The sequence below is a fragment of the Pseudomonas sp. 21615526 genome, assembly GCF_013386245.1.
Taxonomy (GTDB): Bacteria; Pseudomonadota; Gammaproteobacteria; order Pseudomonadales; family Pseudomonadaceae; genus Aquipseudomonas.
The window spans coordinates 1-25,834 of sequence record NZ_JACAOM010000008.1 but is presented as its reverse complement, the minus strand read 5'-3'; the positions used below and the strand labels follow the sequence as shown (position 1 = coordinate 25,834).

Here is a 25,834-nt window from a genome sequence, read left to right as displayed (position 1 = left end):
AAGCCGCGGCGGGGCCATTAGTTATTTGTCGTATTTTGCCCGCCATAGCTATTGGCGCGGCTCTTGGAGGAGGAGCCGTTGCTGTATTGGGTGTCTTGCCCGCCGTAGCTATTGGAGCGGCTCTTGGCTGAGGTGCCGTCGCTGTATTGAGTGTCTTGCCCACCATAGCTGTTGGAACGGGTCTTGGCCGAGGTGCCGTCGCCGTATTGGATATCCTGCCCGCCATAACTATTGGAGCGGCTCTTGGAGGAAGTACCATCGCTGTATTGGGTGTCTTGCCCACCGTAGCTATTGGCGCGACTCTTGGAAGAGGTGCCATTGTCGTATTCGCAATCGGACCCACCATAACTGTTCGCCCTGCACGTCTCGGCAACCGCTTGGTAAAGCGGCGCAGCCAACAAAACCGTGCCCAGCAAAACGACCTTAAGCTTCATGTTAATTCCTTGCAGAGGTGGCGATACGCTATTACAGACTGGAGATTCTGAACTTAGTTTCCAACGTTCTGAAATGCGCTCGCGCGAGCCGACGTGGCAACCCTTTGCCAGCCCCGGCAACTCCTGGCCTGCGCCCTGCCCCGGCAATACCACCCAGCCCGCGCCGCACAAGGCATGCAGCACATGGCCCGGGTTTTGCTCTGTTGCTGCTACCAATAAGGGAGCGGCACCATGATAGGAAGCACGACAAGTCTGTTAGCGCTGGGACAGAAGACTTTTACACAATCCATGGAAAACGGCACCCTGCGGGCCGGGAGGATTGAAGTCACCAACGCCACGCCCGAGATCAAGACCAAGCTGGAAGCCAGCTATCAGGAGCAAGTGCGCTCGACCGCGCAAACCGTTGCCACCGCCAGGGCCAACCCTTCATGGGCGACCTTCGACGATAAAGGCAACGCCGTCGAACTGCCCGATGTTCAGTCACTCAGCAAAAGCGACGCCACCCATGTGGCCAACGGTCTTCAGTACCTGCTCGATATCGGGCGCCTGGACGGCAAGACTGTCACCGCGAAAAATGGCGACCAGTCGACCGATAACATCGCGGTCTACAAAGACTGGCTCCAGGCCCACATCGGCGTTGATGTACAGGCCTGAGACGGTTCACACCATCGGCACGGCAATCAGCAAGATCGCCGTGCCATGGGTGGCCGTCGCCGCCACCACACCGTAGCGCATCCGCACCAGCCCGCAGGCCACGCCTTCAATCAGGGTAAAGGCCAACACTGGCCAGCCCAGTTGCGTCACGCTCAACGCCAGAAATGAATGGCACGCGGCGAACGCCAACCCGCTGAGCAACGCCGCGCGCAGCGGCGTAACGTGCTGTTCGAGATAGCCCTGCAGGAAGCCGCGAAACAGCACCTCTTCCAGCGCATTGGCGCAGTAGGCAAGCACCAGCATGCCCATCAGCCAGGCCCAGTAAACCGGCTCAATGCCTTGATACAGCCGCAATGGCAGGCCGATCAGACACCCGGCCCCGAGTCCCACCGCCAGGCCCGCCCAACGATTGCCCTTGAACAGCACCGTCAGTTGCCACAACTCCGGTGCCAGGCGCGCGAGCAGGGCAATCAGCCCAAGGGATAACCCGCCCAGCGCGGCCAGCACCCACGGGTTGGCCGTGAATTCGATCTGCACCTCGCGGCTCAGCGACCACATGCCCAGCGGCGTCATCGCATCGCGCATCAGCACGAAGGCCAGCAGCAGGATAACGATGCGCAAGCCCGGCAATGTTTTCGGCGTGAGACCGAACCACAGGCCAAACAGGATCAGTCCCGGGAGCAGGTAGATTCCATAGTGGACCAGTACCGCAAACGCCTCGGCGATCACCCGGTTTCAGTCCCGTGCCACGGCGATCATGTCGATTTCCACGGCCGCGCCCTTGGGCAATTGCAGCACGCCCACCGAGGTGCGCGTATGGGATCCTGCGGCCCCCAGGATCTCGTTCAACAGGTCCGACGCACCGTTGGCCACTTCGCTTTGCTGGTCGAAGTCATCCGCGCTGCGCACGTACACATTGATCTTGAGGATCGCCTTGACCTGGTCCAGCGAACCCAGTGCCTGCTTGAGCAAGCCCAGGCAACGCAGTGCGCTGACGCCCGCGGCAATCTGTGCGTCGGCCAGGCTGAGGCTTTCGCCGACCTTGCCGGGCAACACGATGGCGTCACCCACCCGCGGAATCTGGCCACTGATGTAGACGTGATTGCCGTCCCTCAGCAGCGGCGTGTAGTTGCCGCCGATCTTGAACTCGTTGAGTTGATAACCCAGGCGCACCATGGCCGCCGCGTACTTTTGATCCGGTGTCATTTTTTTGTTTTCCTCAGTCGTTGCGAATCCACGCCATGAAGTCGCCGGCCACAGCATAGCCATGTGCCATTTCCACGGGAAGTGCCGACCGCTATTTCGCAAGTTATATGACAACCAATACTGGCAAACAGCGCTTATCTTCTAGCCAAGAACAAATTTCACTTTCCTTGATCCCGGTAAATACGGCATGGTTGTACGACGACTTAAAAACACAGTCCGAGTCGTCCCGGTACCCACAACAACAAGGAAACACCCATGCAAAACGTCAAGGTTCTGATTGGTTTTCTGTGCCTGTTCAGCGGCTACGCGGCCGCCGCGCCTGCCGCAAGTGACAAGGATGTAGCCACTGCGGTCGATCATCTGACCCAGGCCATGTTGCACAAGGACATCCCGCAACTGCAGGCCCTCACCGCGAACAACCTCACCTACGGCCATTCCAGCGGCAAGGTCCAGAACAAGCAGGAATTTATCGCCGACATTGAAACCGGCAGAAGTGGTTTCAAGACCCTGGAAATGCAGAAACAGACCATCACCCTCAATGGCGACACCGCCCTGGTGCGCAACCACTTTTCCGCACAGGCGGTGAACAGTGGCGTCGAGGTGCCCACCGAAATTGAAAACTTCCAGGTCTGGCAGAAGCAGAAAGGCAAATGGCTGCTGATCGGGCGCCAGGCCTACAAGTTCTGAGTCCCGCCTGGATCGTTCCCACGCTCTGCGTGGGAATGCATCCGGTGACGCTCTGCGTCACTATCGCGCAAATCTACAGCGGGACGCGGAGCGTCCAAGGCGGCGTTCCCACGCAGAGCGTGGGAACGATCCGGCCCCCTAGCACGCCTCCACCGCCCAGCGCACTTTCCCCAACGCCTCGCGCAGCACCTCCCGGTCCACCGACCCCAGCGCCACACGCAAGGCATGGGGCACGTGGGCCGAGACGGCAAACGGCTCGGCCGTGGACACCGAGATATTTTCCCGTGCCAGCGCCATGGTGATCTGATCGGCGCGGGCATCTTCCGGCAACGGCAACCACAAGAAATACGAAGACGGATGGCGGATAACATTCAAGCCCGCCAACACCTCATCGGCCACCGCCTGGCGCGCCTGGGCGTCTTCACGCTTTTGCGCTTCCAGTTGCAGCACCGTGCCGTCATCGATCCACGCGACGGCGACGGCGGTCATCACCCCCGGGGTGTTCCAGGTGGTGGCCATGACCGTACGTTCCAGCGCCGCCATCCACGGCAACGGCGCAGCCACGTAACCCACCCGCAGGCCGGTGGCGACGCTCTTGGACAGCCCCGACACGTAAACCGTGCGTTCCGGCGCCAGTTCGGCCACGGGCGGTGGCGCGTCCTCGGCTAAAAACGCGTAGGCAGCATCCTCGATCAGGATCAGGTCATGCCGACGGGCAATCGCCACCAGGTGCTCGCGCTGCGCCATGCTCATCACCCAGCCCAACGGGTTATGCAGGGTCGGCATGCTGTACACGGCGCGTACCGGGCGCCGGGCGCAGAGTTGTTCAAGAAAGGCCAAGTCGGGGCCCGTCGCGGTCACCGGGATCGCGACGATTTCCAGGTGCAGCGTCTCGGCCAGTACCTTGAACCCGGAATAGGTCAGCGCATCCACCGCCACCACATCGCCGGGCTTGAGCAGCGACATCATGGTCACCGCCAGCCCATGCTGGGCACCGCTGACGATCAGCACCTGCTCGGCCTGCACCGTCAACCCACGACTCAGCAGATGACGCGCCACCGCTGCCCGCTCATGCAGCCGACCGGCGTGAGGCTGATAGCGCAGCAGCGCCGCCAGGTCGCCGGACAACGCCAACTGGCGCAATGCGGTGCGCAGCAGGTCGGTCTGGCCCGGCAGCGACGGGTAGTTGAAGTTGAGATCGATCATGCCCGCCGCCACCGCGATCTGCCCTATGCCCTGCCCTGGCGACAACGCGATTTCCCGCACAAAGGTTCCGCGCCCGGTTTCACCACTGACCAGGCCCATGGCCTCCAGCTCGGTGTATACCCGGCTGGCCGTGACCAGCGCCAGGCCATGGCTGGCGGCCAACTGGCGGTGCGTCGGCAACCGGGTGCCCGCCGCCAGCGTGCCCGAACGGATATCCCGGGCGAAGGTGTCCACCAATGTCTTGTAGCGGGCGCGGGGCATAGGCGATGTATCCATGACAATTTTTTGATTGTCTTGATAGTGAATCATAGGATGCGCAGGACGCAACTTATCCCTATCGAGCCCTACACTCATGGAACGAACCACCCACCTCAACACCCGGGAAAACAACGCCAGCGGCTGGATCAACGGTTTGATCGGCGTGGTGATCTTCAGCGGCTCGCTGCCGGCCACGCGCCTGGCGGTGCTGGAGTTCGATCCGGTATTCCTGACCGTCGCCCGCGCCACCATCGCCGCCCTGCTCGGCCTGTGCCTGCTGTGGCTGTTCAAGGAAAAAAACCCGGCCCGCAGTCAGTTGCTGCCCCTGGCAATCGTCGCGCTGGGCGTGGTGATCGGCTTTCCTGTGCTCACCGCACTGGCCTTGCAGTACGTCACCAGTGCCCATTCCATCGTATTTGTCGGCCTGCTGCCGTTAGCCACTGCGGTCTTCGGCGTATGGCGCGGCGGCGAGCGGCCCAAGTTGGTGTTCTGGCTGTTTTCGATCCTGGGCAGCCTGCTGGTGGTGGGCTACGCGGTTGCCCAGGGCCTGAGCGCTGCGCCCGCCGGGGATTTGCTGATGCTGTTGGCAATCCTGGTGTGCGGCCTCGGTTATGCCGAAGGGGCCAGGCTCTCACGCACCCTGGGTGGCTGGCAGGTGATCTGCTGGGCGCTGGTGATCTCGCTGCCGATTGTGGCCCCGCTGACGGCGATCCTCGCCCCGGGAACTTTCGTGAGCATCAGCCTGCCGGCCTGGCTGAGCCTGGCCTATGTGTCGCTGTTCAGCATGCTGATCGGGTTTGTGTTCTGGTACCGCGGGCTGGCCCAGGGCGGCATTGCCGCCGTCGGGCAATTGCAGTTGCTGCAACCGTTTTTCGGCCTGGCACTGGCGGCCACGCTGCTGCATGAGCAGGTGAGCCTGGGCATGCTGGGGGTGACCGTCGCGGTGATTGCGTGCGTGGCGGGGGCCAAGAAGTTCGCCCGCTGACCATCAGCGTTCAGGCGCAACCATCTTGAACTTGATGACAATCGCATTGGACACCACGCTGTCCGCCCACTCCCCCGCGCCGATCCTGAAGTCATCGCGCTTGAGCACGAATTCGCCGTCGAATATGCCAATGCCGCTCTGCTCCTTGAGGGCCACCTTGACCTCCACCGGCCGGGTCTGGCCCTTGAGGGTCAGGTTGCCGCTGAACAGGTAACGGTTGTCGCCCAGGTCAGTGATGTGGGTCGAGGTAAAGGTGCCCACCGGGTAGGTCGTCATGTCGAACCAGCCGGGCTTGGGCAGTTCGATGTTGGCGTCGTCGCTGCCGGCATTGATGCTCGGCAGCTGGATGGTCAGTACGGTGCTGGCGGCAGCCGGGTTTTGCGTGTCGAAATTCAGGGTCGCCGAATAGGTGCCAAACGTGCCGTACACCTCTTGGCCCATCTGGTCATAGGTGAAGCTGATGGTGCTGGCCGTCGGATTCACGTCGGTGTATTCCACGGCGTACGCGTTAGACAAGGTGGCGAGGGCAAGGACGACCGCTGGCAATCGAGATTTCATGGGATTCTCAACCGGGAATGAACACGCTGTGCACTGCTAACAGCGTAGGCGCTGGATTTATTCACGCGCCTGGCATTAGGCTCGTGCCTCGACGGAACCCAAACAACAAGGAGCCACGATGCCCGCGCTTTCCCTGCAAGACACCACCGCCCCCGAAGGCGTCTGTTATGGCTGCGGCAGCAGCAACCCCCACGGGCTGCACATCAAGAGCCGCTGGGACGCCGACGGCATCCACGTGATCGCCGAGCACCAGCCCGACGCCCGATACAGCGGCTGGCCAGACCTGGTCTATGGCGGTCTGATCGCGATGCTGGTGGACTGCCACTCGAACTGGACCGCCATGGCCTACCACTACCGGGCCGAGCAACGCGAACCCGGCAGCCTGCCGCGTATCGACTGCGTCACCGGCAACCTGGGAATCAAATTCATCAAGCCGACACCCATGGGCGTGCCGCTGACCCTGCGCGCGAAAGTCGAAGGTGACGTGGGGCGCAAAAGCCGCGTGGTGTGCGAGGTGTACGCCGATGGCGTGCTGACGGCGATTGGCGATTCGGTCTTCGTACGGGTCGACACCGGGCAACTGGCCGCCGCGGCCCATGGCCGGGAAGCCTGATACTGGTCTACATTCAGTCCCACCGCTAATCGAGGACGCTACCGATGACTCGTCTGACCGCCAAAGACTTCGCCCCTGAACTGCTGGAGCTTTACGACGGCTACGCCCACGGCAAGATCAACCGCCGGGAATTTCTCGACCGCGCGGCGCTGTTCACCTTCGGCGGGCTGACGGCCTCCGCCCTGCTCGCCGCCCTGAGCCCCAACTACGCCCTGGCCGAGCAGGTGAAATTCACCGACCCGGATATCGTCGCCGACTACATCACCTACCCGTCACCCAAGGGCAACGGCACGGTGCGCGGCTACCTGGTGCGCCCGGCCAAGGCCAGCGGCAAGGTGCCGGCGGTGGTGGTGGTGCATGAGAACCGGGGGTTGAACCCGTATATCGAAGACGTCGCCCGTCGGTTGGCCAAGGCCGGATTCATTGCCCTGGCGCCGGATGGCCTGACCTCGGTGGGTGGCTATCCCGGCAATGATGAGAAAGGTGTGGAGTTGCAACAGAAAGTCGATCCCGAGAAGCTGATGAACGACTTTTTCGCGGCCATCGAATGGTTGATGCACCACGATGCAAGCACCGGCAAGGTGGGCATTACCGGGTTCTGTTATGGCGGCGGCGTGACGAATGCGGCGGCCGTGGCTTATCCGGAGCTGGGTGCGGCGGTGTCGTTTTATGGGCGCCAGCCGGAAGCCAAGGATGTGCCACGGATCAAGGCACCGATCATGTTGCATTACGGTGAGCTGGATACGCGGATCAATGAGGGCTGGCCGGCGTATGAGAAAGCGTTGAAGGCGGCCGGCACGACCTATGAGGCGTTTATCTACAAGGGCGCCAATCACGGCTTCCACAACGATTCGACGCCGAGGTATGACGAGGCGGCGGCGAATCTGGCGTGGGAGCGGACGTTGGGCTGGTTCAAGAAATACCTGGTGTAACCCGCCCTCCAAAACACCACCCAACTCATGTGGGAGCGGGCTTGCTCGCGAAAGCGGTGTGTCAGTCAGCAGATGTTTGACTGATCCACCGCTTTCGCGAGCAAGCCCGCTCCCACAGGGGACTTTCAGCGTTCTTGAGCTCAGTGCTCCAGCGCATACCGCCGGCAATGATTCAAATACCCTTCCTCATGGCTCCCCACCAACTGCACCACACTGGTCCACAGCCACGAAGGCGCATCCAGTTGCCTGGAGCGATTCTCTTGCAACAGCGCCATCCAATCCTTGCGCGTATCCCGGTCCATCTGCCGCGCATGGGCTACGCCGACCACCCGCGCCAGGTACCCGGCCGCGTGCATCGCATCAATCTCGCTCAGCTCATCCAACTCCAGCTTCATGTCCTGGGGCAGCAGTTCGCGAATGAAAAACCCGTGATCCAGAAACCGCGTGGCCAACATCCGCTCCCCCAACGCCGGTGACAGGTGCCGCGCGCCCTCCACCACCCGCCGGCCGTTATCCCGAGGCATTTTTGCCCGGGCCGCACGCGGCGCCGCAGCGCCTACCGCTTCCTTGATGTCGAGCAGGCAGTATTCCTGATCAGACTTGTCCCCTACTCCCAGCAACACCGCATAACGCAGCAATCCAAGGGAGCTGCAACCCTTGACCCAATAAGCCGAGTCCAGCAGCTCAACCTCGGCGTCGTTGGAGCGGCCTTTGAGCGAAGTCACCAGCCGGTGGATTTCATCCGACGCGCACAACGTTTCAAGGGCTGATTTTTCCGCCCGCGACAACGACCAGAAATGCTTGCCCAGCGGAATCGTCGGCCGGGTGTTTTCAATACGTTCGCGAGCCAGATTCTTCCAGGTGCGCTCCACCGCACTGCGCATCCCGGCCTTGACCTGGGACGGGCGCGGTGGTGCCTCGTCGGGCTTGTCCTTAAACGCCTGCGCGTAGCCCACCATCATCTCTTCAAGCATGCGGGCGGTGGTCACCCCCGGCAGGTCCGAACCCCGCGCAGCGGTGGCCAGGGACAAGGCCAGGCGCACCAGGTCATGGGCCGGATTGCCGATCACCGCCTGGTCAAGGTCACGGATATGCATGTCGATCCGGCCCTTGGTATCGCCCGTGGGCCCAAGGTTACCGGCGTGGCAGTCGCCGCAGATCCAGATCGCCGGCCCGTGGGGCAAGCGCCGGCCGCGCTGGCTGTGCAGCCACTCGTAAAACTGAACCGTACTGCCCCGCACATAGGCGTGGGCGGAGCGCGCCATCTTCAGGTTGCGCAGTTGCGTGAGGTGGGGCATTCGCGAAGAGGGACGCGGAATTTTCATAGAAGTACTCGTCGTGGAGATACGGTAGAGGCTGGCCCGCGACAAATGTTTCATTTTGTTTCAGAGGATTCTATTGATAAGCCACGCCAATCAATCCCACTGCAATCGGTCTTTCTATTCCTCCCGTCCCCGGGACTAGCATCGGGTCAACTCGATGCAGCGAGTCACAACCCTAACTGCACACATCCCCAAACACTGCCGCCCTAACAAAAGAGATAACGCAGATGAATGAAGTGATGAACACCGCACCCGCCAAGATCAACCTGGTCAAGGCCCGAGGCTCGCTGGTATGGGACGATCAGGGCAAGGAATACATCGACTGTACCGCCCAGGCCTGGTCGAACAATTTGGGGGCCAATGACCCCCGGGTGGTGGAAGCCGCCGTTGCGCAATTGCGCGAAATGACTCACATCCGCCCCAACTTTGGCTCACCTGCCCACACCCGGCTGGTGAAGAAGCTGCGGGAGGTCTCCCCGGGCGCCCTCAACCAGATGGGCTTTGCCCTGCATGGCAGCCTCGCCGGTGAAATGGCGATGAAACTGGCTTTCAAGAACCGCCCCGGCGCACAGAACCTGCTGGTGCTGCAGGACGGCTACCACGGCCGCTCCCTGGCCACCCTCGGCGCCAGTTGGCCGCATCCGAACAATCCGTTCCTGGCGATCCAGCCACGTTTCACCCGCGTCCCCCACCCCAACCCGTACCGCACGCGCCTGGGCATGGACCCGGAAACCGAGTCACAGCTGTGCCTTGGCCTGCTGGAAGAAACCATCCTCAAGGGCGTCGACGGTGGCGTGGCAGCAGTGATGATGGAACCGATCCAGGGCAATGGCGGGCATATCGAGTTCCCCCGCTCCTACTACAAAGGCGTGCGCGAGATCTGCGACCGCCTCGGCGTGCTGCTGATTTTTGATGAAGTGCAGACCGGTTTCGGGCGCATGGGCACGATGTTCGCCGCCGACTATTACGACGTGCTGCCCGACATCATCGTGTTCGGCAAAGGCGTCGGCGGCGGCTTCCCGCTGGCCGGGATCCTCGCCGATGACAAGCTCAAGTGGTTCGACGAAGGTGAAGAAGCCCTGACCTTCGGTCACTTCCCGGTCTCGCTGGCCGCCGGCTATGCCACGGTGGAAGCGATCGTCGCCGACAACCTCTGCGAAAAAGCCCGCGACTCCGGCGACTACATCACCGCCCGCCTCAAGGACATGCAAACCCGCCACCCGCTGATCGGCGACGTGCGCTGCCCCGGGCTGATGGCGTCCATCGAGCTGGTCAAGGACCGCACCACCAAGGAACCGGCCTGCCGGGAATCCCAGGAGGTGTATCGCCTTGGGGTGGAGCGCGGCGTATTGTTTGGCGAAAGCCGCTACGCCGGGCTGGGTAACCTGATCAAAGTCAAGCCTCCGCTGGATATCGAACGCCCGTTGCTGGCCAAGGCCCTCGATGTGCTGGACGAGGTGATCGGCATCATCGAGGAGCAACGGCCATGAGCACATTCGTTGAAAACACCGTGACCGCCCCGCCGAATGCCCAGGCCCCGCTGTCCAGCGACGACGCCGACCTGGCCAGCCTCGGCTACGAGCAAAAGATGCACCGCACCATGAGTTCGTTCACCTCGTTTGCCCTGGCCTTTTCCATGGTCTCGATCAACACCGGGGTGGTCACGCTGTTCGCCGACCCGTTCAACCGCGTCGGCGGTATCGGCATCCTTTTGTGGCTGCTGGTGATCCCGCTGGTGTGCTGCATCGTCATGGTCTACTGCCACCTGGCCGGGCGCATTCCGCTTACCGGCTACGCCTACCAATGGTCCAGCCGGTTGGCGGGCAATCACTTCGGCTGGTTTACCGGCTGGGTCGCGTTCACCTCGTTTGTCGCCGGTACAGCCGCCACCTCGGCGGCCATCGGCACGGTGTTCGCGCCGGAGATCTGGGCCAACCCGACACAGGGCCAGATCCAGGGCCTGAGCATCGGTGCCACGCTGGTGGTAGGCCTGCTGAACATCTGCGGGATTCGCCTGGCCACGCGGATCAACGACATCGGCGCAATCATCGAAATCATCGGCACGGTGCTGCTGGCGATTGCGTTGTTCTTTGGGGTGTTTTTCTTCTTCGAGCACACCCAGGGCGTGGCGATCCTGACCTCGGCACAACCGGTGAGCGGCGGCACCCTCAGCTTCACCACCCTCGCCCTCGCCACCTTGCTGCCGGTCTCGGTGCTGCTGGGCTGGGAGGGCGCCGCCGACCTGTCCGAAGAAACCAAGGACCCACGCCGCGCCGCGCCCCGGGCGATGATTCGTGCGGTGCTGGTGTCCAGTGTATTGGGCTTCGTGGTGTTCGCCTTGCTGAGCATTGCGATCCCGGCGTCGGTCAGCGAGCTGCTCAGCCACAGCGAAAACCCGGTGATCAATATCGTGCGCCTGCAACTGGGCAACGCCGCCGGCGTGGGCATGATCGTGATCGCCTTCGCCTCGATCCTCGCCTGCCTGATCGCCAACATGGCGGTGGCCACGCGCATGACCTTCGCCCTGTCCCGGGACAACATGCTGCCGGGCTCCAAGGTGCTGGCGAAGATCAACCCGCACTTCGGTACGCCGGTCGCCGCCATCGTGCTGATCACCGCCATTGCCGTGCTGCTGAACCTGGCGAGCGGCGGGTTTGTCACGGCGATCTACTCGATGGTCGGCCTGACCTACTACTGCACCTACCTGCTGACGCTGATTGCCGCGTACCTGGCCTATAAAAATGGCCGGATGCCGGGGGCGCCTGCGGGTGTGTTCAGCCTGGGCAAGTGGTTGTTGCCGATGATCGTCCTCGGTGGCCTGTGGGCCATCGCGGTGATCCTGACCCTGAGCGTGCCCGAAGAAAGCCACACCGGCGCCATCACCACCGGGGTTACACTCGGGGTCGGCGTGCTGTGGTGGTTGTTTTCGCTGCGCACGCGCCTTAACAATGGCACCGCCGGGCCGAGCGGCAAATTGCTCGACCACTAGCCGCTGATTGCAGCCAAACAACAAAACCCCGGGCGCCGGGGTTTTGTCTTGTCACCTTCAAGGAGCTTCCCGATGTTTGAACAGGCCAGTTGGCTCAATCAACCCCAGCAATGGAGCCGAGAAGGCCAGCGCCTCAAGGTGCGCACCGATGCCAGCACCGATTTCTGGCGAGAAACCCACTATGGTTTTGTGCGCGACAACGGGCATTTCCTGTTTGTTGAAACCGACGGCGACTTTACCGCCCAAGTCAAAATCCACAGTGAGTTTACCCACCTGTATGACCAGGCCGGGTTGATGGTGCGGGTGGATGAAGCGCATTGGGTGAAGATCGGTGCGGAACTGTCCGACGGTGTGACGCTGTTGAGCAGCGTATTGACCGATGCCGTGTCGGACTGGGCCACCGGTGTGTTCCCGGGTGATCCCGAGGCGTTCTGGATTCGCGCCACCGTGGCCAAGGGCGTGCTGCGCGTGCAGGTGTCGGTGGATGGTGTGAGCTGGCCATTGGTGCGCCTGGCGCCGTTCCCCGTGGCTGCGTCGTATCAGGTGGGGCCTTATTGCTGCACGCCGGAACGTGGCGGGCTGGAGGTGGAGTTTTCCGAGCTTCAGGTAAGTGCGCCCAACGGCAAATCCCTGCACGACCTGTCCTGACTAACTCCGGCTGCTCGCCACTTCCATTGCCAACTCGGCAAAGTTGCGCGCCGCCACACTCGGTTGTGGCGGCAAGGCGACCGCCACTTCACACATCGGCATATCGCTGATCACCGGGAAGGCCAGGCCGGGCCGTGCATAAAAACGTGCAGTGGACAGCGCGGTGATACTGATCCCGCGCTCCGACGCCACCGCCTGCAACTCGGTCTCCACCGTCGAAGCTTCATGGACGATCCGCGCCGGCTGGCCATCGCGGTACGCGTCGGCGGTCCAGAAACTGCGCCACACGCCCACTCCCGGTGCAGCAATGATCGGCTCATCCAGCACATCGTAGATGCTCACGCTGCTCTCCCCGGCCAACCGGTGGCTGGACGCCAGGCACGCCACGCAGGGTTCGGTCACCAGAGTGTGCAACTCGATGTCCGGCAGGCCCAGTGGCGGGCGCAGCACCGATACGTCCATGCCCTCGTCGATCCCGGCATGGGGCGAGCCGAAGTCATACTCGCGCACCACCAGTTCGATCTCCGGGTAGCGCCTGGCGAACACGCTGAGGATTTGCGGCATCAAGTCCACACCCGCGCCGATCAGGAAGCCGATATTCAATGAGCCGCGTACGCCGCGTGCATGTTCGTGGGCGGTGCGTACCAGGCGGCTTACGCCATTGACGATTTCCCGCGCCTCTACCAGCAAGGCCAGGCCGGCTTCGGTCAGTGCTACGTTGCGGGTGTTGCGTTGGAACAGTTGTACGTCCAGCAGCGCCTCAAACTGGCGGATGGTCTGGGACAGCGCCGGTTGCGAGACATGCAGGCGGGTCGCGGCGCGCACGAAGCTGAGCTCCTCGGCCACCACCACGAAGGCCTTGAGTTGACGGATGTCTACGCCGGAAGTTTGCATTGCAGCCTCTTATGATCAATGGGCAGACCGAGTGGGAGAATAACCTGTGGCGAGGGAGCTTGCTCCGGTTGGGTTGCGCAGCGACCCTGAAACCATCCGCCGCGTTCTTGCTGAACTAACACCGTCGCTTCTTTGGGGCCGCTACGCAGCCCAGCGGGAGCAAGCTCCCTCGCCACAGCGTCGACCCAACCTCAGTGCATGGCCACTTCACGCAACCACGTCTTGAACGCCAGCATCGCCGGCGTCTCGGCCCGTGACTGCAAGCGCGTCAGCCAATAACTGCCGGTGGTGATGCCGATCTCGAACGGCTGGCGAATCACGTCCGTCGCCAACTGCCGGCTGAACATCATCGCCGGCGCTAGGGCCACCCCCGCCCCTTGCAGCGCCGCCTCCATCATCGCCAGGGACGAGTCGAAAACGATACTGCGCGGCACCAGCGTGTCGGCTGGCAATCCCGCGGCCTGGAACCATTGCGTCCACTCATCCGCACGATATGAGCGCAGCAGCGTGTGCTTCAACAGGTCCGCCGGAGTCTGCAATTGCCGAGCAAGTTGCGGCACGCACAGCACCGTCAGCGGTGCCTCCAGCAATTGGCACGCCTCGGTGCCGTGCCACGCGCCGGAACCAAACCGGATTGCGTAATCCAGGCCTTCGGCCGCCACGTCGACGCGGTTGTTGTTGGTGGACAGGCGCAAGTCGATAAACGGGTAGCGCGCCTGGAAATCCGCAAGCCGCGGCAACAGCCAGCCCACTGCAAAGGTGCCCACCGCGCCTACCGTCAATACTTCGCGGTAATGCCCACCTTCAAACTGGCCTAAGGTTTGAGCTATCCGGTCGAAGGATTCGCGCAACACCGGCAGCAGGGTCTCGCCCTCGCTGGTGAGCATCAGGCCCCGGGGCAGGCGTTTGAACAGCGTGACATTGAGCTGCGCCTCCAGGCTTTTCACCTGGTGACTGACCGCCGCCTGGGTGACGCACAGTTCAATCGCCGCCCGGGTAAAACTCAAATGCCGCGCAGACGCCTCGAAGGCTCGCAGCGCGTTGAGTGGCAAATGGGAACGGAGCATGGCTTGACCCTAATTTTTCTAATAGCTGTTGCGAGATATCATCGTTTGCCGCGGGATCACAAACTGCCTAGATTTGCGGCGCCTGCGCAGGCAACGGTATTCACCCGATCACCTTCATGGAAGTCACGTCATCATGTACACATCCCTTTTTCCAACCGTGCGCAACACCGCGATATTCGCCTTATTGCTCGGCGCAGGCAACTGCATGGCGGCTACCGACATGCGCCAGGTCGTGGACAGTACGGTCCAGCCCCTGATGCAGCAACAGGACATCGCCGGCCTGTCGGTGGCGATCGTACAGAACGGCAAGGCGCAATACTTTAACTACGGCGTCGCCAACAAGGAGAGCAAGCAGCCCGTCACCGAAAACACCCTGTTTGAAATCGGCTCGGTGAGCAAGACCTTCACCGCCACCCTTGCCGGCTATGCCCTGGCCAACGGCAAGCTGAAGCTGTCGGACCCGGCCAGCCAATACCTGCCGGCATTGCGCGGCGACACGTTTGACCACATCAGCCTGCTCAACCTCGGCACCTACACCGCAGGTGGCTTGCCCCTGCAATTCCCCGATGAGTCCGATAACGCCGGCAAGATGATCAGCTACTACCAGCACTGGAAACCGGACTTCGCTCCCGGCACGCAACGCCTGTATTCCAACCCGAGCATCGGCTTGTTCGGCCACCTGGCAGCGCAAAGCCTGGGCCAGCCGTTTGACCGGTTGATGGCGCAGACCCTGCTGCCGAAACTCGGCCTCAAGCACACCTTTATCAGCGTACCCAAGTCACAAATGAACCTTTACGCCCAGGGTTACGACAAGGCCGGCAAACCGGTGCGTGTAGGGCCTGGCGCCCTGGACGCCGAGGCCTACGGCATCAAGACCAGCACCTCGGACCTGATTCAGTACGTTGAAGTGAACATGCACCCGGCGAAGCTGGAGAAGCCGCTGCAACAGGCGATTGCCGCAACCCACACCGGCTACTACACGGTGGATGGCATGACCCAGGGCCTCGGCTGGGAGATGTACCCCTACCCGATCACGCTGGATGCATTGACGGAAGGCAACTCGGCACAAATGGCCTTTCAGCCCCACAAGGTCAACTGGCTGACACCACCGCAAGCGCCCCATGCCGACACGCTGGTGAACAAGACTGGCGCCACCGGTGGTTTTGGCGCCTACGTGGCGTACGTGCCGAGCAAAGGCCTGGGGGTGGTGATCCTGGCGAACAAGAACTACCCGAATGCCGAACGGGTGAAAGTGGCCCATGCGATCTTGAGTGCGATGGATAAATAAATCCCTGCACACCTCAAATGTGGGAGCGGGCTTGCCCGCGATGGGGGTGTATCAGTCGGCACATGTGCTGGCTGACACGCCCCCATCGCGGGCAAGCCCGCTCCCACATTGTTTTGTGGCGTGATTCAAGTTGGGTTTACATCCCCAGCCAATGCGGCAAGGCCAGCGATATGAACGGCAGGTAAGTCACCATGATCAGGAACACCAGCAGGATCATCAGCCACGGCAACGCCGCGCGGATGGTCTGCCCCAGCGTCAGCCCGGTCACTGCCGAGGTCACAAACAGGTTCAACCCCACCGGCGGATGCACCAGGCCAATCTCCATGTTGACCACCATCACAATTCCCAGGTGAATCGGGTCGATCCCCAGCTTCATCGCAATCGGGAAAAAGATCGGCGCCAGGATCAGCACGATCGCCGACGGCTCCATAAAGCTGCCCGCCACCAGCAACACCACGTTGACCATGATCAGGAAACCAATCGGCGTCAGGCCCTCGGAGATCACCCACGCGGTGATTTCCTGGGGAATCTGCTCCGTGGTCAGCACGTGAGCGAAGAGCATGGCGTTGGCGATGATAAACATCAGCATGATCGCCAGGCGCCCGGACTCCAGCAGCACCTTGGGGCAATCCCTGATCTTCATGTCCTTGTAGATGAACAGCGCGACAAACGCCGAGTACACCGCCGCCACCGCCGCCGCTTCGGTCGGGGTGAACATGCCGCTGTAGATACCGCCCAGGATGATCACCAGCAGCAACAGGCCCCAGAATGCCCGGCGGGCGCAGGTCAGCCACTCGCGAAAGGTCGCCCGCGGCTGGGCCGGCAGTTTCTTGATGCGCGCGACGATGTAGATCGCGACCATCAACATCAAGCCCAGCAGCAGGCCCGGAATCACCCCGGCCATGAACAGCTTGCCCACCGAGGTTTCCGTGGCGGCCGAGTACACCACCATCACGATCGACGGCGGAATCAGGATGCCCAGGGTACCGGCGTTGCAGATGATCCCGGCGCCGAATTCCTTCGGGTAGCCCGAGCGCACCATGCCCGCCACGGCAATCGAACCCACCGCCGCCACTGTCGCGGGCGAGGAGCCCGACAGTGCGGCAAACAGCATGCATGCCAGCACCGCCGCAATCGCCAGCCCGCCGCGGATATGCCCGACGCAGGCGTTGGCAAAGTCGATCAGCCGCTGCGCCACGCCACCGGTGGTCATGAACGCACCCGACAACAGGAAGAACGGAATCGCCAGGAAGGTATAGGCGTCCGAGGTTTCAAACAGCTTGATCGCCAGGGAACTCACCGAGTCCGGGCTGAACATCAGGATCGACACCGCGCCCGACAACCCCAGGGAAATCGCGATGGGCACACCGAGGAACATGAACACGAACAGCAGCAAAAACAGACACAGAACGGCCATCAGTGACGCTCCTCATGGCTGCCGGCCAACTTGCTGGCTTCACCGGCTTCGTCGGCCAGGCCCAGCCCGGTTTGGCGGTGGGTGAAGATGCGGTAGAAAATTTCCAGATAGCGGATGAACACCAGGGCAAAGCCGATGGGCACGATCACAATAATATCGCCGACATCGATGCCGAACTGGTCGAGGTCTTCCGCGCCGATGTGGGCGGTCATCACCGCACTCAACCACTTGTAGCTGGCAACCATGAACAGCCCGGCGTAGGCCAGGCAGCACAGGCAGGCGAGCATGCCCAGCAGGCGCTGCACCCGGCGCGGCGTCAGCTTGACCAGCGCGTCCACCCCCAGGTGGCCGGCGGTGCGTACGCCGTAGGAGATGCCAAAGAAAATCAACCAACCGAACATGGCCTTGGTCAGCGCCACGCTCCAGGTCATGTCCTGGGCCCAGCCCATGGTGTGGTCACCCAGGGCATTGAAGAAACCGCTGCTCCACGCCCACTTGTCGGCAAGGGCAAAGAACAGGGTGTAGATGTTGTTGAGCATGACGTAGACAAAAGTCACCAGGGTCATGGCGGCCAGCAGGATGGCGATAAAGCCTTCCTCCAGGTGCTCCCAGACGCGCCTTAGCGTTTGCATGGCAAAACCTCGCGAAGCGGAGATAGGTGTGTGCAAGGCTTGGAGGCGGGAACCGGATCAACATGTGGGAGCGGGCTTGCTCGCGAATGCAGTCTTTCAGTTGATGCATTCGGTGACTGATACACCGCATTCGCGAGCAAGTCGAATCGTCGCACCGCCGCTCCCACATTTGATCTCGGTGCTCTCCAAATTACTGGTTCGACGCGTCGGCCGCCTTGATCAGGTCAGCGCCGATTTCACCTTCGAACTTCTGCCACACCGGGCGCATGGCTTCGCGCCAGAGCTGGCGTTGCTCCGGTGTCAGCTCGATGATTTCGCTGGTCTTGGCGTCGATGATCTTCTGCTTGGCCGACTGGTTCAGCGCCTCGGCCTGCTTGTTCACCTCGACGGTGACTTCAACCATGACCTGGTCCAGGGTGGTGCGCACATCCGGCGGCAGGCCGTTCCAGAACTTGGCGTTGGTGATCACCATGTAGTCGATCAGGCCATGGTTGGATTCGGTGAAGTACTTCTGCACTTCGTTGACCTTCTGGCTTTCATAGTTCGACCAGGTGTTCTCGGTGCCGTTGACGGTGCCGGTCTGCAAGCCCTGGTACACCTCGGCAAAACTCATCTTGCGCGGGTTGGCGCGGATCGCCTTGAACTGCTCCTCCAGGACGCTGGAGGCCTGCACGCGGAACTTCAGGCCACGGGCATCCTTGGGCTCACGCAATGCCTTGTTCGCCGACAGTTGCTTGAGGCCGTTGTGCCAATAGGCCAGGCCGAGGATGTTCTTGTCTTGCATCGAGGTCAGCAACGCCTTGCCCTGGGCCGCCTGGAAACGGTCGACCGCCGCCAGGTCGTTGAACAGGAACGGCAGGTCGTAGATCTGTACTTGCTTGGTGTACTGCTCAAACTTGGCCAGGGACGGCGCCAGCATCTGCACGTCGCCCAGCAGCAGCGCTTCCATTTCCTTGCCGTCGCCGAACAGCGAGGAGTTGGGGTACACCTCGACTTTCACCCGGCCGGGCAGGCGTTCTTCAGCGAGCTTCTTGAACAGCAAGGCGCCCTGGCCTTTGGGGGTGTTTTCCGCGACGACGTGGGCGAACTTGATCACGATGGGGTCGGCCGCCTGGGCCAGGCCCGCGGCAAACAAGGTGGCGGCGCAGAACAGCGCCCGAGAAAGCTTGAGCATGGAAAATCACCTTCTTATTGTTGTGTTATAGGGCAAGGTGCCTGATGTCACGCGTATAGAGAATTTCGAATTTTAGATACCTGCGTTCGGCGTGGACGAACGCCTATTTTGCAAACGACAGAGATCCAATGTGGGAGCTGGCTTGCTCGCGAAAGCGGTGTGCCAGTCACCGGATGCACTGGCTGCCCCACCGCTTTCGCGAGCAAGCCCGCTCCCACATTTCTACGGTTGCGCGGCTAATAATCGTTGGGCCCGCAACAACACCGGTGCATCCACCATCTGCCCGTCCAGCTGATACGCCCCGGCCCCATGGGCACCAGCGTCCACCACCCGTTTGGCCCAGGCCAGATCCTCGGCACTGGGGGCCAACGCCTGGTGAATCACCGCCACCTGCTTGGGATGGATACACAACGCGCCGGCAAAGCCCATTTCATAGGCATGCCGAATCGAACGGCGCAGGCCTTCGGGGTCGTCGATGGCCGGGTGCACGCCGTCCAGCGGCGCCACCAGCCCGGCGGCGCGGGAATGCACGATCAAGGCAAGGCGAGCCTGGTCGAGGGCAAATTGCGCGGCCGGGGAGCCGCTGCTCAGGTTCAAGTCCAGCGCCAGGTCCAGGCCACCAAACGACAGGCGCCCCACCAGCGGCGCATGGGCGATTTCCGCCACCGCCAGCAAACCCCGCGCACTCTCGATAATCGGCCAGATAGCCTTGCCTGTTGCAGCCACTACGGCCACCTGGGCCGCACTTTCAACCTTGGGCAGCAACACCCCCGCGACTCCGGCATGGGCCTGACAGAACGCCACATCGGCAAAATGCTCGGGATGCTCCGGCGCGTTGATCCGCACCCACACCCGCGCCGCCGGCGTCGCCTGCAAAAACACCCCGAGGTTGTCCCGGGCCTGACGCTTGAGCGGCTCTTCCACCGCGTCTTCAAAATCCACAATCACCGCATCGGCGCCACTGGCCAGGGCCTTGGCAAAACGTTCCGGTCGGCTGCCCGGTACAAACAGCGCAGAGCGCACAAGAGAGGTTGGCATCGTTCGATTCCTTGTCAGATAACGCCGCGGATACGCAGGCCGTCGATGGCTTCAGCGGAGTAACCCAGCTGGTCGAGAATCCCCTGGCTGTGCTGCCCCAGCCCCGGCACCGCATCCATCCGCGGGGTGAACGCGGCATTGCGTGCCGGTGGCAGCAACGACGGTAATTTGCCCGCCGGGCTGTCGACTTCCCGCCAACTGTCCCGGGCCTTGAGCTGCGGGTGGTCCCACACGCCTTGCATGTCGTTGACTCGTGCACTGGCGATTTGCGCGTCTTCCAGTCGCTGGATCACGCCCTCGGCGCTCATCTGCGCAAAACGGTCGACGATGATCTGGCGCAGCACGTCGCGGTTTTCCGAACGCTTGAAGTTGGCCGAGAAACGCTCGTCGGTGGCCAATTCCGGGGTAAGCAGCACCTTGTCGCAGAACGCCGCCCATTCCCGCTCGTTCTGCAACCCGAGCATCACCGCGCCGCCGTCGCCGGTGGGAAACGGCCCGTAGGGGTAGATCGTCGAATGCGCCGCACCCGCGCGCGGTGGCTGGGGCGCGCCGTCGAACGCGTAATACATCGGGTAGCCCATCCACTCCACCAGGCTTTCCAGCATGCTGACGTCGATGCGACTGCCCTGCCCGGTCTTGCCCCGCAGCAGCAGCGCCGAGAGGATGCCGCTGTAGGCGTACATCCCGGCGGAGATATCGGCGATGGAGCAGCCAGCCTTGGCCATCTGGTCTTCACCCGGGCCACCGGTGACCGAGAGAAAGCCGCCTTCGCTCTGGATCAGCAGGTCGTAGGCCTTTTTCTTTTCATACGGGCCACCCTCGCCATAGCCGGAGATGTCGCAGACGATCAGCCGCGGGAAGCGCTCATGCAGCGCCTCGAATGACAAACCCATGCGCGCGGCCGCGCCCGGTGCGAGGTTCTGCACCAGCACATCGGCATCGGCCAGCAGGGTTTCCAGGATGTCCCCGGCATCGTCGTGCTTGAGGTCCAGGGTCAGGCTTTCCTTGGAGCGGTTGGTCCACACGAAATGCGAGGCCAGGCCGCGCACGCGCTCGTCATAGCCCCGGGCAAAGTCGCCAGCGCCGGGACGTTCGATCTTGATCACCCGCGCGCCCAGGTCGGCCAACTGGCGGGTGCAGAACGGTGCGGCAATCGCGTGTTCCAGGCTGACAACGGTGATGCCGTCCAGCGGTCGTTGATTAGCGGTCATGACAGTTCCTTAAAGCCAGTGAGCCAGGGACGCGGCGTTGCGCAGGTCCCATACTTTTTCGATCAGCCCGGTGGTTTGCGCGGGTGTGCGGGCACCGCTGAATTGAGTCAGGCGCTGGAACTTGTCGGCCAGCTCCGAGCGATTCAGGGTGTTGCCCGGGTCGCCCTTGGGTTCGTCGATGGCGCCGTGCAGGGTGCGACCATCGGCGGTGGTCACGATGACCCGGCCCAGCCAGCGCTGCGGATAGGCACCGTCGACTTCGGCGTCGAGGGTCATGGAGACCTTGTCGCGAAACGCCGCCACGTCCCCGTCGCTCAGCGCCAGCTCGTGAAACTCGGTCAGCCCGGCCTTGCCATGCACGGCAATCAACCCCAGCACGGTGCCCATGGAGAACTTGGCCTGGTGCACGGTCTGCGGCAGCGTCACCCGGCCCAACACGTCGATGGCGCCCTGGTGAACGCGAGTTTCCACATGGGCGATCTGCTCATGGCCCAGCCCTTCGCGCTGCATCAGATCCAGCAGCGCATCGGCGGCCGGATGGGTGTGGCGGCATGAAGCATGGAACTTGAACGACGTTTCCAGCAGCGCCCAGCGGCTGCCGAGGCGATCGGACAATTTGCCTGGGTCGGCGTCGGTGGACATGCCCGCGGCCATACCCTGATCGCCTTCCAGAATATTGCGCGCACCGGTCAGCCCGTCCGCCGTCAGGTAAGCCGCCAGCAAACCATCGGCAGCGGCCTTGGCAGTGTGCAGTTGCTTGGAGTCGGCGGCATCCCGCAGGAACTCCCACAGCCCGGCCGCCTGAGTGCCGGCACTGCCCAGCAGGTTGATGAATTGCTCTTGGTTGAAGTCGAGCAATTTGCCCACGGCCACCGCCGCTGCGAGGGTGCCGACGGTGGCCGTGGTGTGGAAGATCCGGTAATGGGAACGGCCCATGAACTCACCGATGCGAATCCCGGCTTCGTAGCCGGCCACCGAGGCCAGCAGCAGCTCGCGACCGGACTTGCCGAGGTCTTGCGCCGCCGCCAATGCCGCCGGAAACACCACGGTCGCCGGGTGCAATACCGAGCTGTTGTGCAGGTCATCCTGCTCCACCAGGTGCGACGACGCGCCATTCACCAGCGCGGCGAAATAGGCACTGCTGCTGCCGCCGTTGACGATGATCTGCGCCGGGCCATCAGCCGGGCCCATCCTGCGGGCATAACGTTCGAACAGCGGGATCGGATGCGCGCCCTTGCTGGCCAGCGCCGAGGCGAGCCAGTCGAGGAACAGGTCTTCGGTGCGGGCGAGTACGGCGTCCGGCAATTGTGCGTAATTCAACTCGGCGAGGAACCGGCACAGCGCTTGGGTATGGCTCATGGTCGGGCCCTCAGAAGCTGCGTGGCAGTTCGAGCAGATGCTCGGCCACGTAGGACAGGATCAGGTTGGTGGAGATCGGCGCAACCTGGTACAGGCGGGTTTCGCGGAACTTGCGCTCCACGTCGTATTCGCAGGCAAACCCGAAGCCGCCGTGGGTTTGCAGGCAGGCGTTGGCCGCCTCCCAGGAAGCCTTGGCCGCGAGGTACTTGGCCATGTTCGCGCTGGCCCCGGCATTGGCGCCGCTGTCGTATTCCTCACAGGCACGCCAGCGCATCAAGTCGGCCGCTTCGATCTCGATATGGGCTTCGGCAATCGGGAACTGCACGCCCTGGTTCTGTCCGATGGGCCGACCAAATACCACGCGGTCGCGGGCATAGGCGCTGGCTTTCTCGATAAACCAGCGGCCATCGCCGATGCACTCGGCGGCAATCAGCGTGCGTTCGGCGTTGAGGCCGTCGAGGATGTAGCGAAAGCCCTTGCCCTCCTCGCCAATCAGGCTGTCCAGCGGCAACTCCAGGTTGTCGAAGAACAGTTCGTTGGTCTCGTGGTTGACCATGTTGGCGATGGGCTGCACGGTCAGGCCGTTGCCGATGGCTTCCCGCAAGTCCACCAGGAAGATCGACATGCCTTCGGATTTTTTCTTCACCTCGGCCAACGGCGTGGTGCGGGCCAGCAGGATCATCAGGTCGGAATGCTGCACCCGCGAGATCCAGACTTTCTGGCCATTGATCACGTACTTGTCGCCGCGCTTGACTGCGGTGGTCTTGATTTTGGTGGTGTCGGTGCCGGTGGTGGGCTCGGTCACGGCCATCGACTGCAGGCGCAATTCGCCGCTGGCGAGCTTGGGCAGGTAGAAGCTTTTCTGTGCTTCGCTGCCGTGACGCAGCAAGGTGAACATGTTGTACATCTGGCCGTGGACGGTGCCGGAGTTGCCACCGCAGCGGTTCACTTCCTCCAGTATCACCGAGGCTTCCGCCAGCCCCAGGCCGGAGCCGCCGTAGGCTTCCGGGATCATTGCCGACAGCCAGCCGGCGTCGGTCAGGGCCTTGACGAAGGCTTCCGGGAAACCCTTTTCTTCATCGACCTTGCGCCAGTAGGCGGCGTCGAATTCGGCGCAGAGTGCGCGCACGCCTTCGCGGATGGCATTCAGTTCTTCGTTGTCATTCGGGTTCATTAACGGCTCTCCGCCTGTTGTTCTTGGAGGTTTATTCGAAATGCAGTTCGGCGCGCTGGGCCAGGCCGTCGGCGTTGCCCGCCCACAGTTCCGCGACGCCCGGCGCGGTGACGTGCCCGCCCACTTCAAAGGCTTGCGGGGCAATCAACGGACGCACGCCGCGATACGAGAAACGGCGCAACATGGCCGCGGGGTTGGCGCGGCAAAATGCGCGCAGGCTCAAGGTGGCGATCAGCGGACCGTGCACCACCAGCCCCGAATAACCTTCGGTGCCGGTGACATAGGGGTAGTCGTAGTGAATGCGGTGGCCGTTGAAGGTCACGGCGCTGTAGCGGAACAACAGGGTTGGCGTCGGGTCGACCGCTTCACGCCAGGCGCCTTCGGGGAGCGCGTCACCACTGCCCTGCTTGGGCGGCGTGGGTTCGCGGTAGACGATGTCCTGTTCTTCGCGCAGGGCCAGGCGGCCGTCCTGGGAATAGTCGTGGCGCACGGTGACGAACAACAACGAGCCGGTGCGACCGGTTTTTTCTTCCACCCGGGTGATGGTCGAAACGCGGGTGGCGGCCTCACCGGCACGCAATGCATGGAAGAACTCGATGCGCCCGCCGGCCCACATGCGGTTGCGATTATCGGCCGGCGGCAGGAAACCGCCGCGGGCCGGATGACCGTCACCGCCCAGGGCGGACTCGGGCAGCGGGTCCTGGAAGAAGCACCATTGCCACAACGGCGGAACCGGCTCGCCATCTGCCGGTACCGCTTCGCCAAAGGTGGCGGCGATGCGTTTGAGCAGGTTGTGGCTCAAGTGGTCGTGGGCTGTTTCGCTACGGCCGATCCAGTCTGTGGCGCTCATCAGGTGCATGTCCTCGGGCAGGGAATCTGAACCGGATCATGCTGGGCCCTGGCCGTTCTGAGAATTTGCATTTCAATAAAGCAGCGTTCGGCTATGCTGAACGCCATCGCCCATAATAAAGATCTCAAGAACCCACATGGGTTCTTCGTCGCTGCCCCGGAGCCTTGCATGCACTTTGATCTGGCTGACTTACGCCTGTTTATCCATATCGCCGAATCCCCCAGCCTGACCCAGGGCGCCAAGCGCGCGTTCCTTTCGCCGGCCGCCGCCAGTGCACGGATCAAGGCCCTGGAGGGCCAGCTCGACACCCGCCTGTTGTACCGCGACAGCCGTGGCGTGGAGATCACCCCGGCGGGCGAACGGCTGCTGCACCATGCGCGGCTGATCATGCGCCAGGTGGATTACCTGAAAAGCGAGTTCACCCAATACGGCATCGACTCGGCCGGGCATATCCGCATTTTTGCCAACACCACCGCCGTGACCGAATTTCTCCCGGAGGTGCTGGCCGGCTTCCTGTCCCAGCGCCCCGGCGTGACGGTGGACCTGCAGGAGCGGCTGTCGCGGGATATCGTGCGGGGCGTGCTGGATGGCACCAGCGACATGGGCATCATCGCCGGGCCTGTGGAAGCGTCGGGTTTGCAGGTGCTGCACTTCAGCACCGACCACCTGGTGCTGACGGTACCGGTGGGGCATCCGCTGGCGAGCCTGCCTTCGGTGACGCTGGAGCAAACCCTGGCTTATCAACATATCGGCTTGCATGACGGCAGCACGTTGCTGAGTTTCCTGCGTGAGCATGTGGAGCGGCTGGGCAAGCACTTGTCGTTGCGCATTCAAATGTCGAGCTTCGAGGCGATCTGCCGGATGGTTGAGGCGGGCGTGGGGATCGGCATCATTCCCGAGTCGGCCGCCGTGCGGCACAGCCGGACCATGCAACTGGTGACGGTGAAGCTGGATGAAGTTTGGGCGGTGCGCGAGCGCAGTATTCTGGTGCGGGAACTGGAGGCGTTGCCGGGGACGATTCGGGCGTTGATCGCGACCTTGATGCCCGAGATGGAACCGCCACGGCTGCCGGGCGCCTAAGCTAACGTTGCCCTTTTGCGAAGGAGATCTGGTCATGCAGCTTGAAGGTTCCTGCCATTGCGGCGCGGTTTCGTTCAGTCTTGAGAGTGCGCATCCCTACCCTTATCAGCGGTGTTATTGCTCGATTTGTCGCAAGACCCAGGGGGGTGGCGGGTATG

26 protein-coding genes and 1 pseudogene are annotated in these 25,834 nt (G+C 62.6%); 11 read left to right on the top strand and 16 right to left on the bottom strand.

Annotated elements, in window-relative coordinates; all coding sequences use genetic code 11:
* Positions 1-17 precede the first annotated feature (17 nt).
* Positions 18-434 (bottom strand): hypothetical protein, encoded by a 417-nt coding sequence (locus HX786_RS03370; protein ID WP_003215097.1) that lies wholly within the window; start codon positions 432-434, stop codon positions 18-20.
* Positions 435-722: 288 nt separating this feature from the next.
* On the opposite strand from HX786_RS03370, the gene HX786_RS03365 reads away from it, so the two are divergent.
* Positions 723-1,088, top strand: coding sequence for a hypothetical protein (locus HX786_RS03365; RefSeq protein ID WP_003215095.1), 366 nt, complete (start codon positions 723-725; stop codon positions 1,086-1,088).
* A gap of 6 nt (positions 1,089-1,094) precedes the next feature.
* Here HX786_RS03365 and HX786_RS03360 read toward each other — a convergent pair whose 3' ends face one another.
* On the bottom strand, positions 1,095-1,817 hold the full coding sequence (locus HX786_RS03360) for a CPBP family intramembrane glutamic endopeptidase (RefSeq protein WP_003215093.1): 723 nt from the start codon (positions 1,815-1,817) through the stop codon (positions 1,095-1,097).
* Positions 1,818-1,823: 6 nt separating this feature from the next.
* Positions 1,824-2,294 carry a RidA family protein gene (locus HX786_RS03355; RefSeq protein ID WP_003215091.1) on the bottom strand — a complete coding sequence of 157 codons (471 nt, stop codon included), beginning with the start codon at positions 2,292-2,294 and terminating at the stop codon, positions 1,824-1,826.
* A 255-nt stretch (positions 2,295-2,549) separates the two neighbouring features.
* On the opposite strand from HX786_RS03355, the gene HX786_RS03350 reads away from it, so the two are divergent.
* Positions 2,550-2,981 (top strand): nuclear transport factor 2 family protein, encoded by a 432-nt coding sequence (locus HX786_RS03350; protein ID WP_008436281.1) that lies wholly within the window; start codon positions 2,550-2,552, stop codon positions 2,979-2,981.
* Between the two features lie 138 nt (positions 2,982-3,119).
* Here HX786_RS03350 and HX786_RS03345 read toward each other — a convergent pair whose 3' ends face one another.
* Positions 3,120-4,448 (bottom strand): PLP-dependent aminotransferase family protein, encoded by a 1,329-nt coding sequence (locus HX786_RS03345; protein WP_178911718.1) that lies wholly within the window; start codon positions 4,446-4,448, stop codon positions 3,120-3,122.
* Positions 4,449-4,539: 91 nt separating this feature from the next.
* On the opposite strand from HX786_RS03345, the gene HX786_RS03340 reads away from it, so the two are divergent.
* Positions 4,540-5,430, top strand: coding sequence for a DMT family transporter (locus tag HX786_RS03340; protein WP_178911717.1), 891 nt, complete (start codon positions 4,540-4,542; stop codon positions 5,428-5,430).
* 3 nt (positions 5,431-5,433) lie between these two features.
* On the opposite strand, the gene HX786_RS03335 is transcribed toward HX786_RS03340, so the two are convergent.
* Positions 5,434-5,988, bottom strand: coding sequence for a YceI family protein (locus HX786_RS03335; RefSeq protein WP_178911716.1), 555 nt, complete (start codon positions 5,986-5,988; stop codon positions 5,434-5,436).
* Positions 5,989-6,106: 118 nt separating this feature from the next.
* Here HX786_RS03335 and HX786_RS03330 point away from each other — a divergent pair, with 118 nt between their 5' ends.
* Both HX786_RS03330 and yghX read left to right on the top strand, forming a co-directional pair.
* Positions 6,107-6,601, top strand: a complete 495-nt coding sequence (locus tag HX786_RS03330) for a PaaI family thioesterase (RefSeq protein WP_087695007.1) — start codon at positions 6,107-6,109, stop codon at positions 6,599-6,601.
* A gap of 44 nt (positions 6,602-6,645) precedes the next feature.
* The gene (gene yghX / locus HX786_RS03325; RefSeq protein ID WP_063029644.1) at positions 6,646-7,533 is read left to right on the top strand and encodes a YghX family hydrolase; all 888 of its coding nucleotides are present in this window, start codon (positions 6,646-6,648) and stop codon (positions 7,531-7,533) included.
* Positions 7,534-7,673: 140 nt separating this feature from the next.
* Here yghX and HX786_RS03320 read toward each other — a convergent pair whose 3' ends face one another.
* Positions 7,674-8,858, bottom strand: coding sequence for a DUF2252 family protein (locus tag HX786_RS03320; protein WP_102604955.1), 1,185 nt, complete (start codon positions 8,856-8,858; stop codon positions 7,674-7,676).
* A gap of 224 nt (positions 8,859-9,082) precedes the next feature.
* On the opposite strand from HX786_RS03320, the gene HX786_RS03315 reads away from it, so the two are divergent.
* From HX786_RS03315 to HX786_RS03305, 3 genes are all read left to right on the top strand, one after another.
* Positions 9,083-10,345 carry an aspartate aminotransferase family protein gene (locus HX786_RS03315; RefSeq protein WP_087695004.1) on the top strand — a complete coding sequence of 421 codons (1,263 nt, stop codon included), beginning with the start codon at positions 9,083-9,085 and terminating at the stop codon, positions 10,343-10,345.
* Positions 10,342-11,844 (top strand): APC family permease, encoded by a 1,503-nt coding sequence (locus HX786_RS03310; RefSeq protein ID WP_178911715.1) that lies wholly within the window; start codon positions 10,342-10,344, stop codon positions 11,842-11,844. Before HX786_RS03315 ends, HX786_RS03310 begins: the two co-directional genes overlap by 4 nt.
* 72 nt (positions 11,845-11,916) lie before the next feature.
* Positions 11,917-12,492 carry a DUF1349 domain-containing protein gene (locus HX786_RS03305; RefSeq protein WP_178911714.1) on the top strand — a complete coding sequence of 192 codons (576 nt, stop codon included), beginning with the start codon at positions 11,917-11,919 and terminating at the stop codon, positions 12,490-12,492.
* On the opposite strand, the gene HX786_RS03300 is transcribed toward HX786_RS03305, so the two are convergent.
* Entirely contained in the window at positions 12,493-13,386 is an 894-nt protein-coding gene (locus tag HX786_RS03300) for a LysR family transcriptional regulator (protein WP_178911713.1), read from the bottom strand. It abuts the gene before it with no gap.
* 191 nt (positions 13,387-13,577) lie between these two features.
* A complete protein-coding gene (locus tag HX786_RS03295; RefSeq protein ID WP_003215066.1) occupies positions 13,578-14,453 on the bottom strand; it encodes a LysR family transcriptional regulator in 876 nt (291 codons plus the stop codon).
* 133 nt (positions 14,454-14,586) lie between these two features.
* Between HX786_RS03295 and ampC the strand changes: the two genes are divergently transcribed.
* Complete coding sequence (gene ampC, locus HX786_RS03290; RefSeq protein WP_102604959.1) at positions 14,587-15,741, top strand: class C beta-lactamase; 1,155 nt, start codon at positions 14,587-14,589, stop codon at positions 15,739-15,741.
* A gap of 136 nt (positions 15,742-15,877) precedes the next feature.
* Here ampC and dctM read toward each other — a convergent pair whose 3' ends face one another.
* The 8 genes from dctM to HX786_RS03250 all read right to left on the bottom strand — a co-directional run bounded on the left by dctM (position 15,878) and on the right by HX786_RS03250 (position 24,596).
* Entirely contained in the window at positions 15,878-17,158 is a 1,281-nt protein-coding gene (dctM, locus tag HX786_RS03285; protein WP_003215062.1) for a C4-dicarboxylate TRAP transporter large permease protein DctM, read from the bottom strand.
* Positions 17,158-17,790 (bottom strand): TRAP transporter small permease, encoded by a 633-nt coding sequence (locus HX786_RS03280; protein ID WP_177029129.1) that lies wholly within the window; start codon positions 17,788-17,790, stop codon positions 17,158-17,160. Before HX786_RS03280 ends, dctM begins: the two co-directional genes overlap by 1 nt.
* A gap of 190 nt (positions 17,791-17,980) precedes the next feature.
* Positions 17,981-18,964, bottom strand: a complete 984-nt coding sequence (dctP, locus tag HX786_RS03275; protein ID WP_003215057.1) for a C4-dicarboxylate TRAP substrate-binding protein DctP — start codon at positions 18,962-18,964, stop codon at positions 17,981-17,983.
* Positions 18,965-19,186: 222 nt separating this feature from the next.
* Positions 19,187-20,002, bottom strand: coding sequence for a CoA ester lyase (locus HX786_RS03270; protein ID WP_178911712.1), 816 nt, complete (start codon positions 20,000-20,002; stop codon positions 19,187-19,189).
* A gap of 14 nt (positions 20,003-20,016) precedes the next feature.
* Positions 20,017-21,213 carry a CaiB/BaiF CoA-transferase family protein gene (locus HX786_RS03265; protein WP_178911711.1) on the bottom strand — a complete coding sequence of 399 codons (1,197 nt, stop codon included), beginning with the start codon at positions 21,211-21,213 and terminating at the stop codon, positions 20,017-20,019.
* A 9-nt stretch (positions 21,214-21,222) separates the two neighbouring features.
* On the bottom strand, positions 21,223-22,572 hold the full coding sequence (locus HX786_RS03260; RefSeq protein ID WP_008436239.1) for an MmgE/PrpD family protein: 1,350 nt from the start codon (positions 22,570-22,572) through the stop codon (positions 21,223-21,225).
* Between the two features lie 10 nt (positions 22,573-22,582).
* A complete protein-coding gene (locus HX786_RS03255; RefSeq protein WP_087694986.1) occupies positions 22,583-23,746 on the bottom strand; it encodes an acyl-CoA dehydrogenase family protein in 1,164 nt (387 codons plus the stop codon).
* A gap of 31 nt (positions 23,747-23,777) precedes the next feature.
* Positions 23,778-24,596, bottom strand: a complete 819-nt coding sequence (locus HX786_RS03250) for a MaoC family dehydratase N-terminal domain-containing protein (protein WP_178911710.1) — start codon at positions 24,594-24,596, stop codon at positions 23,778-23,780.
* Positions 24,597-24,764: 168 nt separating this feature from the next.
* Between HX786_RS03250 and HX786_RS03245 the strand changes: the two genes are divergently transcribed.
* Together HX786_RS03245 and HX786_RS03240 are read left to right on the top strand one after the other, a co-directional pair.
* A complete protein-coding gene (locus HX786_RS03245; protein WP_177029124.1) occupies positions 24,765-25,676 on the top strand; it encodes a LysR family transcriptional regulator in 912 nt (303 codons plus the stop codon).
* A gap of 34 nt (positions 25,677-25,710) precedes the next feature.
* A pseudogene (locus HX786_RS03240) lies at positions 25,711-25,834 on the top strand (GFA family protein); the annotation flags it as partial.